The 13,566-nt window shown below is 66.1% G+C and carries 9 protein-coding genes; all 9 read right to left on the minus strand.

The annotated features are described in order from the left end of the window. Positions 1–60: 60 nt before the first annotated feature. Positions 61–1,188: a tagatose 1,6-diphosphate aldolase gene (locus P12x_RS23190; protein ID WP_435007310.1), complete on the minus strand. Its 1,128-nt coding sequence runs from the start codon at positions 1,186–1,188 to the stop codon at positions 61–63. Positions 1,189–1,468: 280 nt separating this feature from the next. Then, on the minus strand, positions 1,469–1,714 hold the full coding sequence (locus P12x_RS23195) for a hypothetical protein (RefSeq protein WP_435007312.1): 246 nt from the start codon (positions 1,712–1,714) through the stop codon (positions 1,469–1,471). A 99-nt stretch (positions 1,715–1,813) separates the two neighbouring features. After that, the gene (locus P12x_RS23200; RefSeq protein WP_435007313.1) at positions 1,814–3,544 is read right to left on the minus strand and encodes an alpha/beta hydrolase family protein; all 1,731 of its coding nucleotides are present in this window, start codon (positions 3,542–3,544) and stop codon (positions 1,814–1,816) included. A 95-nt stretch (positions 3,545–3,639) separates the two neighbouring features. Further along, positions 3,640–6,327 carry an ABC transporter permease gene (locus tag P12x_RS23205; protein ID WP_435007314.1) on the minus strand — a complete coding sequence of 896 codons (2,688 nt, stop codon included), beginning with the start codon at positions 6,325–6,327 and terminating at the stop codon, positions 3,640–3,642. 46 nt (positions 6,328–6,373) lie between these two features. Next, entirely contained in the window at positions 6,374–7,327 is a 954-nt protein-coding gene (locus P12x_RS23210) for an ABC transporter ATP-binding protein (protein WP_435007315.1), read from the minus strand. Continuing rightward, the gene (locus tag P12x_RS23215; protein ID WP_435007317.1) at positions 7,324–7,722 is read right to left on the minus strand and encodes a GntR family transcriptional regulator; all 399 of its coding nucleotides are present in this window, start codon (positions 7,720–7,722) and stop codon (positions 7,324–7,326) included. The genes P12x_RS23210 and P12x_RS23215 overlap by 4 nt, the downstream gene beginning before the upstream one ends. Positions 7,723–7,983: 261 nt before the next feature. Continuing rightward, on the minus strand, positions 7,984–11,430 hold the full coding sequence (locus P12x_RS23220; protein ID WP_435007318.1) for a hypothetical protein: 3,447 nt from the start codon (positions 11,428–11,430) through the stop codon (positions 7,984–7,986). A 374-nt stretch (positions 11,431–11,804) separates the two neighbouring features. Further along, the gene (locus P12x_RS23225; RefSeq protein ID WP_435007319.1) at positions 11,805–12,050 is read right to left on the minus strand and encodes a hypothetical protein; all 246 of its coding nucleotides are present in this window, start codon (positions 12,048–12,050) and stop codon (positions 11,805–11,807) included. Between the two features lie 97 nt (positions 12,051–12,147). Beyond that, positions 12,148–13,557 (minus strand): APC family permease, encoded by a 1,410-nt coding sequence (locus P12x_RS23230; RefSeq protein WP_435007321.1) that lies wholly within the window; start codon positions 13,555–13,557, stop codon positions 12,148–12,150. Between the last annotated feature and the right edge of the window lie 9 nt (positions 13,558–13,566).

Consider the following 13,566-nt stretch of genomic DNA (forward strand, 5'->3'; position numbering starts at 1 on the left):
ACGGGAAGGCCCGCCGGCATCTCGACCGGCGGGCCTCCTTGATGGATCAATGATCGCTACTCAGTAAACCTCGCCCGCCCGGACGACGTGTCCGCTGGTCCCGCCGGCGGCGCTGGCGTGGGGAGAATACTTCGAGAGCCACCCCTCGGCGGCCCGGATCCCGAGGAAGTCTTCCTTGCTCATCCCGTACTTGGCGAACCAGGGGGCGCCGTGCTCGCGGACGACGTCGGCGGCCTCGGCGACCCGCTTCAGCCCTTCGGTCGCGGCGAACTTGGTCCGGGCCTCGGCGCCGTCCTGTAGGAAGTATTCCTTCCAGAAGGCCCGCCCGCCCAGGATCCCCGAGCAGCCGGTCTCCATCGCCATCTTGACCTGCTTGAGGTAGTCGGGGTAATCGACCCCGGCCGACAGCAAGACCCAGGGCCGCTCGCTGGCCTCGGAGAGGGCGTGGAGGTTGTCGACGAGCTGCTCGTCGGACTCATGCCCCAGGGTCCCGGGGAACTCGGCCTTGTAGACGTCGCAGAAGCGGCTGATCTGGCGGGCGGCCTCGATGGTCGTCTCGGCCTTGCGGTCCAGGTACGACTTGTCAGTCTTCTTCTCTCCGTTGTAGGGGAAGGAGACCGGCTCCAGGAGGAAGAGGATGTCGTGCTTCTGGCACTCGGAGTAGACGTGCTGGATCAGCGAGAACTGATGCTCGGCCGAGACCTTCTCGCCCGGCTCGAAGGGGGCAAGGAGCTTGACGGCGTCGGCTCCCATGAGCTTGATCTTCTCGACCGACCAGCCCGGCTCGATCTCGCCCATCGGCCCGCCGGCCTTGTTCTTGCCGCTGCCCGACTTCTCGACGCGGACCAGCATCCCGCGATCGGCGGGGATCGCCTCGCTGGCGATCGCCGGCCACGCGCCATAGTAGGCGTCGATCAGGATGCCGGAGGCGGCCGGGGCCATCTGCCGCATCATGTCGAGCTTGGCCTCGACGATCTCTTCGTAGGTCGGCTCGCGATCCATGCCCTTGGTCTTGAGGGCCTTCTGGGCCATCTCGATCATCGAGCTGTTCTGGTCGAAGGCGACCATGGTCAGCGTCCCGTTGGGATTGCTGATCCGCTGGAGTCCCCGGAGTTTGCCGGGGGTCAAGCCCTTGCCCAGCAGGGCGGTGGCGCCGAGTTGGCGCGGGGCGGAGGAGGCGACAGCCATGACGAGATGATCTCCGGGTAAATCGGCCGAGAGCGACGACGAAATCGATCGGACCGGGACGCAAGGCCGCTCCGGTCGGCCCACCGGGCCGTGTTTCCCGGGATCACCGGGATTTGCCCCGCGTCTCGCCCGGTGAGCTGCGACAAGCCCGACCCGATCGTTCCAACGGCTGACCAAGTGCCGATTCTACCGAGCCCCGCCCGCTTTGCAAGGATCGGGCGGCCGGTCCAGAGACTGTCCACCCCACCGAGAGGCAGGGCAGACCGCGACCCGGCTGCGATTATTTGGGCTCGGCGGGGAGGGAATCCGGGCCGGTCGCCCCGGGGCCCGGCGGGTTCATCGGGTCGCGAGTGCCCCCGAGTCCGCCAGTCTCCGTCACGTCTTCCTGATTCTTTCGACCGGTCCCTTCCGGGTTGGCCGACAGGGGCGAGACGTCGCCTTTATCGTCCGATGCTCCGAAACAGCCGGCCATCGGGATCAGGGCCAGGGCCAGGGTCGCGATCTTGAATCTTTCACGGATCGACATCGGAAGTCTCCTGGATCGTCGAAGAATCGGGGCGGTCCTGGCGGGATCGATGAGCCCGGTCGATGAGCTGCAAATCCGACGCCGGCGGAGCTTACGAGATTAACGGACCCTCGTCCGATCCGCGACCCATTCCCCGATCACCTTCAAAGCGGCGGGGTTGATCGTCTCCTCGATCGTGGCGTATTCGGAGGGAGCCCCCGTCTCCGCCTTCTGGAAGAGGTGGTTGAGCCCGGGCAGTTCGAGGGCGGTGATCCGGTCGTTCCCCCCCGATCGGACCGCTTCCTCGACGGCTCGGAGATTCTCCTTGCTGGGGACCTGCAAGTCCTTCTCTCCGATCACCGCCAGGACCGGGCAGTGGACCCTGGCCAGGGTGGGCCTGGGGTCGTAGCTCAGGAAGTAGCGGAACCAGGGAGTGGCCAGCTGGGCGACCTGCGAGCTATTGGGGTCGGACTCGGCCAGGGCCTTGCGTTCCTCTTCGGGGAGCGACTTCGCCATCTCGGCCATGGCGGCCTTGAGCTTCTCCTCGATGGCCTTCGCGTCCCCGGACTCCTTGGCGATGGCCACCAGCCGGGCCTGCGCTTCGCTCGACTGGCGGATCTTCTCGGGGTCAGCTCCCGAGGCCTTGAGGATGAGCGTTTGTTGTGCCCCGAGGATCTGGTCGCCGGGCAGACCGGGACCGGCCATCAGGACGATGAAGGCAATATCGTCGCCCTGGCTGGCGACGATCGGGGCGATCAGGCCCCCTTCGCTGTGGCCGATCAGGCCGATCCGCCTGGGGTCGATCTTCGGCCGAGCCTTGAGGAAATCGACCCCGCCCCGGACATCCTCGGCGAAATCGGCGGTGGTGGCGGTGGCCTGGTCGCCGGTCGAGCTTCCGACCCCCCGGTCGTCCACGCGGAGCACGGCGATCCCGCGCCGGGTGAGGTCGTCGGCGAGGACCAGGAACGGCTTGTGGCCGAGCAGGGTCTCATCGCGGTCCTGGGCCCCCGAGCCCGAGATCAGCAAGGCCGCCGGGAACGGGCCATCCCCCTCGGGCAAGGTCAGGGTCCCGGCAATCCGGACGCCCTTGGCCCGGCTATCATAAGCCACTTCTTCCGTGTCGTAGGGGAAAGGTTCCCTGGGCATCTGGGGACGACGGACCTCGGACACCTTCTCGACCTTCTTCAGATCGAGCGGGAACGAGGCCAACCCCTGCTTCCAGCGGCCCGTTGCCGAGGAACCAGTCGCATCCAGCTTGCCTTCGTAACTGCCCTGGATCGCCTTGATGCCGAACTTGATCGACTCCTTGTCGATCTCGGCGGTGTCGACCTTGAGGCCGAACGCCCCCTGGTCGGGGCTATCCATGGTCGCCCGGACGTTGGCTCCCTTGAGCGTCACGGCGTGGAAGACGATCCGAAGCTTCAACCCACCCGGGATTTCCAGCGTCCCTTCCCAGACCTCGGCCGGAGTGACCGCACCTTCGACTCGCTCGAAGGTGAGGGGAGTCTTGACCGTCCCCTTCGTCCACTCGCCGACGATCTCGGTCCCTTCCGGGTTGAGTTTGCCCCGGAACTCGCCTCCGTCTCTCTTCTTGAGCTGAACCGCTCCGTCCTTAAATGAGACCTCGTCGAATTTGGCCGTAGGTTGCGATTTCAGGTCAGGGGTCTCGGCCATCGCCTTCAAAGCACCCCCTTCCCCCTTCTCGATCCGGAGGATCAGCCGGATCTCGGCGGCGGGGCTCGGGTTCAGGAACCCTTGCCAGGTCCCTTCCGGGCCATCGGCGGCTGCGGCCTGGACCGTCCCTAGACTCAGAGCGACCATCAGGCCAACCATCATGGATGCGAGCTTCAAGATATCCTCCGACGACGAGATTCGGGTCGCACGTCCCGGGTCTCGACGAGACCCGCGCGAGTCCTTGAGGAGAGTTCGTCGGGACGTCGGCGATATTAGTAGTGAATCTCGGTCAGGCGGTTCAAGGGAGCGGGGTAGGCGATGTCCAGTATCCAGGCCCCTTTCACGTGCCCGCCGTCGTCCTTCCCATCGCGCCCGATACTGTAAAGGATCGGCTGCCCTTCGCGGGTTCGCTGGAAGGTGGGAGAGGTGCCGACGGTGGGGAACTGCTTGTTGCTGATGGCCATCGTCGTCAGCACCGGTTGCCCTTCGGAGCGGACATATCCGAATGGCTTTCCGGAATACGGGTCGCTCGGGAGTCGATCGAGTTGCGTCGGTACGATCTCGTCCAACTGGTCGGGATATTTCCCGTCGTGGGCGAACTGCCAGGATCGGAGGGCCAGGATCTGGTCGAGCGCCCGACGCCCCACCATCTCGGAATCGAGTCCGAAGATCACCCACTGGAACGCCGGGAAGATCAGCCGGGCCAGGGGCGACCCTTCCGGCCTGGGGTCGAGGCGGACGTCGCGAGTTCGCTGCCAGGGCTCGCGTTCGGCCTCGGGAATCAAGTCGGCGATCATCCGGCGGGCGAGCCTTCGGGCATGGATCCGCTCCCACCAGGAGGCGATGAGCGAGCTGAATCGTTGACCGAGCAGGATCTCGTGCAAATCCTCGACGGGGAGGTCTAGCGTCCGGTCAATCAGGAGGGATTCGGCCCGAAGCGTCTCGGTGGCCGTGGGCAGTGGAGGGATGGATTTCAAGCTGTCCCGCGCCCGTCGGATCGTCTCGGCGGTTTGTTGGGGATGGCCCGCCCAGTCGATGGCCAGCCCGATGGCCCGGTGATGGAGGATCGTGGCGCTCGCCATCCGACTGAGAGTGGCCTCACCCTCCGCGAGGTGATTCGCCATCCTCAGCTGCGCGAGGATATCCGCCCAGGCTCCGGTCAGGTCGTCGCGAGCCAACCGCTCCCGGGTGTCGAGGGCGAGCAACATGCCGAGTAGGGGTAGCTTGGCGGAAACTGGGTCGTAACCCGACAAGAGGGTCATCGATTCGGGAATTTTGAAACCGGAAAGCGGCCTCGTCGCGGCCTCGCGGGCGGCCTCGATCGCCGGTCCATTCTCGCGCCACAGCGCGCCAGCACCGGTTTGTTCCGAGTTCCATCCCCGGTCGATGACGGAGTCGATCTCGGGATTGGAACCCGTCCTTAGAAGGTCCAGACCCGAGCGGTTTCGCACGAGATCCAAGGCCAGGCGATACGCTTCGGAGGCATCCTGACCCGGCGGGACCGACACAACTCCCGATCGGCTCGCGGCATATTGAGGCCCGACATCGGGAATCCCCCAGGCTCGCCAGGCGATGTAGCACGGGACGTGCAGGCCGAACGGCACGACCAGTAGGAGGCCAAGCCTGAGCCACGGGTGGAACCCTTCGCGGTCGGTCATCCATTCCCCCACCCAGGCCCGGCTGGCTCCGATCAGGATCGCGGGCGTTAGCAGCATGGTCCAGGGCGGGACCATCTCCTGGACGACCAGGACCATATGAATCGGCGCGATCAATAGGATGCCCATCGTCCCGACCAGGACCGCCGTGATCCGTCGGGGGATCGCCATCCCGCAGATCAGGCCGACCGCGAACGCATCGATCAAGATGGCCGCGATCGGCAGAATACCGTATCCCAATTGATCGGCACCAGAGGGTCCGCCCCCCCCGAACAGAGGGCCGAGCCTCGCGAAGCAGAGGAGGAAAATCGCCAAGATAACCGAGATCGCCAGGCCCCAGATCCACAACCTCCGGGCCCAGACCACGCCGGGCCGGACTCCGTGATGGGCCAGGAATCGCGGGGTCGCCGAACCCCCTTCGGCCCCGAAGACCGCCACGCCCGCGACCAGGATTCCCAGCACGCCAAGGAACAATTCGAAGGGTCCACTGTTCGACGAACCGGAGAACTTCAGGGCGAGCGGGATCACCAGCATCAGCAGGATCACCAGGAACCCGGTCGTCAGGCCCTCACGCCAGGCCTGCCAGTCCAGGCTCCGCGCGGCCGAGGCGGCCCGAACCGGAATATCCCGCCGAAGGTCCGACTCGATTCGGGTGCGGGCCGACAGGAGCCTCGGCACGGAGATCCAATCCCGATAGATCAGGGCCAGGGCCGACAGCCCCAGGGCCACCGACGCCACCAGGACCCGAAAGACAACCGCCTCAGGGGCGAACGAGTCCGCAGAGGCCACCTGCGAGCAGGCCGTGACCGAGACGAAGACGCTGACGACCCCCAGACCCCCCGCCAGCAGAGGGTTCTTCGAGAGCGACGACCAGAACAGTCCCCAGGCCACCCCCTCGAACAGGAGCGTCCCGAAGATGAGGGCCATCTGGGAATAGCCATAGGAACCGATCGGGTTGCGCCTCGTGGTCCCTAGGGCGGCCAGGATCGCCAGGAGGCTCGCCAGTCCGTACGTCGAAACCAGGGCGAATAGCGCTTTGCCCAGCCAGAGCTTCGGCCGACCGATCGGCAAGGCCTCCAGGAAGCCCATCGTCCCCGAGTCCCGCTCCCCCGCGAAGGCCGCCGACCCGGCGGCTAGCCCGTAGATTACGCCCCAGAAGAGGGCCAGCGGCGTCAGGGAGCCATCGCGGGCGTAATCCCCCTGCATCGTCAGATCCATTAACTGAACGCCGGTCGCGGCCAGGATCAGGATCAACCAGATCGGCCCGAAGGCCCGCCATTCCTTCCACCACAATCGAGCCAGCATGGGGACGACTCCCGGACGAAAGCCTGCGATCGAAGTCGGTGAACGCTCAAACCAATGACCCGACCGGCATGGGCCCCGGGGCCGAACTCGGGGCCCGCTTCCTCATATAGCTGATATAGATATCTTCGAGACTCGGCGTCTCGATCTCGATCGCATCCACGCCGGGCGCCGAGCGCATCGATTCCAGGGCCGATCGGTCGCTCGCATGGACGAGCCATCGCGACTGCCGGGCCGACTCCGAGGCATCAACCACCTCGACCCCCTCGGGGATGGCGGGCCGATCGGCCCCCGACAGGATCAGGGTGATCCAGTGGGTCCGGGCCTTCAATTCGTCGAGCGGTTCGGAGAGGACCAGCCGACCTTGATGGAGCAACGCCACGTGGCTGGCCACCCGTTCGACCTCGCCGATCTGGTGACTGGAGAGGAAGACGGTTCGCCCTTCGCCGGCCAGCTCGACCATGCTCTCCAGGAACTCGCGGCGGACCATCGCGTCGAGGCCCGAGGTCGGCTCGTCCAGGACCAGCAGGTCGGGTTCCGAGGACAGTGCCACCGCGAGCCCGACCTTGGCCCGCATCCCCTTCGACAGGGCCTTGATCTTCCGTCTCGCGGGCAGGTCGAAGCCCTCGACCAGGCTCGCGTACCGGCGCTGATAGCCATCCGATCCACCCGGGCAGGAATCGTGGAATCCGGCCGCGAACCAGCCGATCTCGGCCACGGTCATCCAGTCGTAAAGCCCCGGGACCTCCGGCACGTAGCCGACCCTCCGGCGGACCTCCAGCCCCTGGGTGATCGGGTCGAGCCGGAGCGTCTCGATCTTCCCGCGATCGGGGGCGATCAGCCCCAGGATGGCCCGGATCGTCGTGGATTTCCCCGCGCCATTCTCTCCCAGAAGCCCGAAGACCGAGCCCGTCGGCACGTCGAGGTCCAGCCCGTCGACGGCCGCCTTTCCCCCGTATCGCTTGGTCAGCCCTTCAACCCGGATCGCCCACTCGCGGCTCATCTCTTGCCCCCTTCCGGCTGGGCCGGATCCGGTTTTCCATTCCCGAGCGCCCACTCATCGCGAAGGATCGCCTCGATCTCTTCGGGGGCCAGGTTGCTCCGCCTCGCCTCGTCCAGGGCCTCCCGGAGACGCCTCCGGACGAACTCGCGCCGGTCGTCCCGACAGAGCCCCGGCGCCCCCGTCGAGACCTGGAGCCCCGTCCCTCGGACCGGCTCCAGGACCCCCTGCCCTTGCAGGTCGCGATAAGCCCGGGCCACCGTATTCGGGTTGACCACAAGCTGCTTCGAAAGCTCGCGAACCGAAGGGACGAGTTCCCCGGGGCCGATCAAGCCCGCCGCCACGGCGAACTTCACCTGGTCGCCGATCTGGGCGTAAATCGGCCGATCATCGGACATGTTCAAATGAAATATCATCGGGCCACCGAACTACTGTACTATCGAGATAACACAGTATTCACTCGAACTCGCTCGGATGTCAAGTCTCGATGGGCAAGTTCATCTCAATTTGTGACAGCTTTCTGTAGGGCAGGGCTTGCCCTGCCGAGATGAACTTCCCGGCAGGGCAAGCCCTGCCCTACATCGAAATGCGACGAGGCCCACCAGCACACTCGGACGCTGATGGGCCTCGCTTCGCTTGATGTTGGACACTATCCGAGGTCAATCCGTGCCCAGATATCCGGGCAACCAGAGGTGCAGGAATTTGACCGTGACCTCGTCCCAGCAGCCGGGAGCCGGTCGAGCGAGGGCATCGGCGTACGCCAGTCGGGCCACGTTCTTGGGATGGTGGAAGGAGAGATCGGGCGGATCGGGGAGCCCATCGACCAGGCGGGCGGCGAGGGCGGGGTCAATCACCACGGCCGCGTCGAGCAATGGTTCAAGATCGTCGACGGACGTGGACAGGCTCCTCGAAACGAGCGATTCGAGGAAGGCCAGGCCGGTCGATCGATCGTAGCGAGCCAGGAGCATCGCGAAGGTGGCCTCGGCCTGGTTCTCGACCGAAGGTTTGTGGAACGAGACGGCCCGCCAGAAGAATTCGGGGACGAGGTTCGGGTCGACCCGTTCGACGACCGGCAGGAGGGCCGCGGCCACGGCGGCCGGGACCTGCGTGGTTTCCGAGGAGGGTAACGGGGAAGCCGCCCGACCGGCGAGGAGATCGAAGCTCTCGCGGAGCCAGGCGGTAGCCTCGGACTTCTTCACGTCGGCGACCGCCAGGGCCATCATCCCCAGCGAATAGGCGGAAACGCAGGGGGCGTCGGATCGGACGCGGAGGGCCAGTCGATGGGCTCGATCGGGGTCAACCCGGGCCATCGCATGGCAAATGCTGGGCAGCGAATCCCTGAGGGCGGCCGGGGCGCGGAGCCTGCCAAGGATCTCCGAGGCGCGGGCCGGGTTATGCTCGGCGATGGCCCCGGCGAGATTCAGGTGGCAGCGGTTGAACAGATCGGGATCGATCAGCTCACCGGCGAGATCCTGGGCTCGATCAGGCTCGACCTTCGCCAGGACCTCGGCGAACGTCGCTCGGGCCCGCCCCCCCAGGTTGGCCAGCGGCAGCGACTCGACCAGCGAGCTGGACTGGTTCAAGAGTCGTGAGGCTCGATCGAGCTCTCCCAGGGCCATCATCCGCGAGACCACCTGGGACAGGGCGATGACCCGATTCGAGGGGTCGTGAATCGTCTGCGAATCGGCCAGGGCCAGCTCGACCCACTCTCGCTTCTGGGACGGGGCGTTCGCCGGCAAGGCGTCGGCGACGGCAATCTCGGCCTCGGCCCGGTATCGGTGATCGCGGATCGCGGAAATCGCAGACCGGACCTCTTCCGTGAAGTTCGAGCGGATCAACTCGCGGACAGCGACCAGTCGGAGGTGATCGGAATACCAGGCCTCCGAGGGATCCCGCGATTCCACCAGCGTGAGAACTCGCTCGGGGTCGATCCGGGCCAGATGTTCGAGAGTCTGGACGCGAGTGGCCTGATCTCCCTCGCTCAGGACTCGCTCGACATAGCTGGAAAGGATCTCGCGCGCCCGGATCGGGGAGGTCGCGACCCTTCGGGTTTTCATGACGCGATCGGGAGCCTCGCCCAATCGCGTCAGGGTGAGATCCTGAAGGTTCGTCGAAGGTGCGATCGCACGACCCGAGAACCGGAAGCCCTCGGCCTGGGCGAACAGGAAGCTGCAGCCCTCCCGAAGCTCTTCGATCAGAAATCGGCCGTCGGGTCCGGTTCGGCTCGGACGCTGGTTTGGTCCTTCGCAGACCGTCCAGACCGACGCGCCCTCGATCGGCCTCCCCTGGCGGTCGAGGACTCGGCCCGCGATCACGAAGGGCTTGGGCTCGCGGGCCAGGACGATCTCGGGGAAAGTCAGCACGCCCGATCGATCGGGGGTGATCGGTCGGGTCCGGCCCTCGCCGAACCTTTCGGAATGGGCCATCGCCCGATATTCCCGATCGCGGCGGAGGATCGAAGGCCCCGCGAAACGACCCTGGAGGTCGGTTTTCAGGTGATCGTCGCCGTCGAACAGGACGATCGAGCCGCCGTCCGCCGTCGAGTCCGCGAGTTCCCAGATCCGGACCAGGGCCCCGGGAACGGGCCGGCCCTGGAGGTCGACCACCCGGCCGGCGGGGCTCGTGGCCTCGGAACCGGCCACCGTCAGCACGATCGGTCGGGCCTCCGAGGCCTTCGCGACGACGGGGTTGGTGCTGGCCAGGGGGCCCAGGTCGGCCGTCAGGGTCACTTCCACCTCGGGATCGACCGGCCCGATCGCGAACGAGCCATCGGCCCGGGATCGAGAGATCACCGACTTCGGAGCCCGAAACCGACCGTCGAAAATCAACCACGACGCCTGGACCTTCGCCCCCGCAACCGGCTTCGACCGGTCATCGACGACCGACCCCCGCAGTTGCACGCCGCGAATCAGCGAGATCGGCGGCAGTTCGAATTCCCCGATCGCGATGGGAATGTCGACGGATTTCTGCCGGAGGAAGTCGGGCGGGCAAAGATAGGGCCGGGGGACCCGGAGAACCCGGTGAGTGGCCTGCCCGGGAGGCACGAACGTCTCGTAACGCCCTTGAGCATCGGTCCAGACCGTCGAGAGGCCGGCCCGGCCGGTCGGGACCACCGCCACGAGGGCGCCCGCGATCGGTTGTCCATCGCGAGAGTCGAGGGCGATCCCCTTGACCTGGACGCCTCGCCGGAGCGGGATCTCGACCGAAACGGTCTGTCCTGGTTCCAGTCGCCGTCGTCCCACATTGACGGGGAGTTCGGGCGAACCGGGACGTGGGAGGACGTGGACACTGACAACGCCCGCGGCGATCGCGTCGACCACGAATTGTCCCGAAGGGTCGGTGACCGCATCGGCGATCCCGATCTCAGTCCCCTCGCGTTCCAGGCCAGCGACCGAACTGATCACCCGGACTTCGAGCCCCGAAACCGCCTCGGGGTCGTCGCCGACGACCCTGCCGGTCACCTTGCCGGGAGCGTTCAGGATGATGTCCTTGATACCCGACTCGGCCTGGCCGTCCGGATCCTGGAAGCGACGAACCTGGGTCCCGTAGCCATCGGCCTCGACCCGGACCACGACCACTTCCTCGGGCCGGAAGGCTTCGAGGATGGCCCGGCCATCCGGATCGGTGGTCGCCCTGGACCGTTCGGCCAGGATTCCGGGCACCGCGAGATTGTCGCGAGACAGCCGCCAGGGGAGGATCCGAGCGTTCGGGACCGGTCGTCCATCCGGCCCGACGACCAGGAACTCGGTACGCGCCGGCGAGCCCATCACGAGTCGGACCGGCTGGCCCGTCCCATCGGCTCGCGTCAACCAGGTCGAGGCCGCCACCGAGCCCTTCTTGTAGGCCCAGAGGGTCGGCAGATCGCAGAGGCAGTCGCTGGTCGCGAGCTCGATCGAGAATCGGCCTTGCTCGTCGGCCACGGCTTGGCCCAGGATCGTGGGCGGTTCACCGCCCCACTCCTTGCTGGCGATCCACAATTCAGCACCGCCGGCCGGCTTCCCGGCGGATCCGATCACGACGCCCGAGACTCGGAAGGCACCGGGCTCCCCCGAGACCATCCCTAGCGTCGTCGAGGCAAGGTGCAGAGCGAGGACATACCAGCACATCTCGGGCCTCCCGCCGTTGCCAACGCGGGCGAATTCCTATCGGCAAACACCGATGGTACCGCGCCCAGCCGTCCGGCGAACAGGGCCTCTTCGACAAGAACGGGGATTTTGATGGGAGTTCGAAATTCGACACCGACAATAATACGCCATAATCGACGCACTTCGTGTGAATATTCACGAAAGCGTCCAACGGGGATTCCCACCAGGGCCGCGGATGCAGCCAAGTGGGAAAGTCGGGGGTCGAATGAGGGGTGGACCCGCAGCCTGGGAGGGCAGGAACGAATCGGCCGAGTCTGGCGACTGGGACCTTTGTGGCGGCGAGGCTCGTGCAAACAACGTTATGCCGCCGATTCCGAAAGGGTCGGCGGCATGGGTCAGGAACGATAGTAAGGGATCGGCTTCACGGTCTTCGAGAAGTCCTGGGCCTCGACCTCGGCCCGAGAGTCGCCGACCACCCGGAACGCCCAGAGGATCAGGAAGAAATCGATCACGGCCCCGATCCCATATTGGGCCGTGTAGATGGCCAGGGCATAGAGGATGGCCGAAGGGATCGCTTGAACCCACTTCCGACAGGCCATCAAGGCAACCGGAGGACAGAACACGGCCAGTGCATAACGCATGGTCCCACCTCCTATTAGTGGACAGGAGGATATTCGTCGGACCTAAGCCGATCTTTCGAGATTTCGCCCGACTCCGATGCCGAATCGTATACGCGGCTCAATGGCCGTTGTCGATCGCCCGGTTTTGTCTCCGCCGAGAATGGGCCATCAACAGGTAGACCGGCAGGCCGGAAATGATGCTGAGCATCGAATATGTGGCGATCCGAGGTTCCTCGGCGAAGACCGCGATCGTTAATGCGAGGTTGACGACGACATAGAACGCCGGGGTCCACGGATAGCCCGGGACGAGGAACGGGCGAGGGAGCTCGGGTTGCCTCATGCGCAAGACATAGACGGCGGCTACCGACAGGATCGATGCTACCGAGAGTCCGATCCCGGCATAGAGGATGATCTGGTTGAACGTCCCGCTCCAGAGCAGGACCAGGCCCCAGCCGGCCTGGAGCCCCGTGGCGATGGCGGGAGTCCCGGTCCGGCGAGAGAGCCTCCCGACAATCTCCGGGAAATGACCGGCGCGAGCCATCGCATAGCTGACCCTCGGCCCGGTCAGGAGATAGGCACTCAGATTCGAGAGGAGGATCAGGCCGACCCCGACCGAAAGTCGGTCCGCCCACCACGACCCGAAGAGTCGGCTCGCGGAGAGCTGAGCGATCGGCACGACTGCTTCCGAATTCCCGTTCGCCCCCAGACTCAGGATCTCGGTGGCCGGCAAGGCGAGGGCGTAGACGAGATTCAAGGCGAGATAAAGGAGCGTAACGATCGAAGTGCCGAGGATGATCGCCCGGGGAAGCAGCCGATGAGCGTCTCGAATCTCCCCGGCCAGGTAGGACGCCGCGTTCCACCCGGTGTAACCATAAGAGATGTAGACCAGGGCGAACAGCAGCGGCGCGAGCGACCCCGGGCCCATCGGCGGCCGATCATCGAGGTGCGACCAGCTCCCGCCGCCGACCCACAGGCCGGCGGCCGCGAACGCGATGAGGAAGGCGAGCTCGAGACTCGTGACGATCCCCTGGAGTCGGATCGATCGCCCCTTGCCCGAGGCGTGGATCGTGGCGAAGACGAGGATGGCCAGGGTTCCCAGCCCGGGCCGGGCCAGGCGTTCGAGGGGCTCGGCGAGCGAAAAGGGAGCCAGCAGGTAGCTCGATGCCGCCGAGGCCGCCGCGGCGATCGGGGCGGAGAATCCGAACTGGAACGAGACCCATCCCGCCAGGAAGGCCGGGAGCGGGCCGTAAGCCTCGCGGAAGATCACGTATTCGCCGCCCGACCTCGGCAAGGAGGCCGAGACCTCAGCCAGGGTCAACGCCCCGGCGAGAGCCACGGCCCCGCCCACCACCCAGAGTGCCAGCATGAGCTGGTTACTCCCCAGCTTCAGGACGGTCTGCCCCGAAGTGGTCAGGACTCCGACCCCGATCATGCTGGAGACGATCACGAAGGTGGCCGTGGTCAGGCCGAAGCCCGACCCCGATCCGGTCGGGCCGCCATCGCGAGGGGGAGCCGCGTCGTCGGACATGGCGCGGCC

The organism is Tundrisphaera lichenicola (assembly GCF_051175385.1).
Taxonomy (GTDB): Bacteria; Planctomycetota; Planctomycetia; order Isosphaerales; family Isosphaeraceae; genus Tundrisphaera; species Tundrisphaera lichenicola.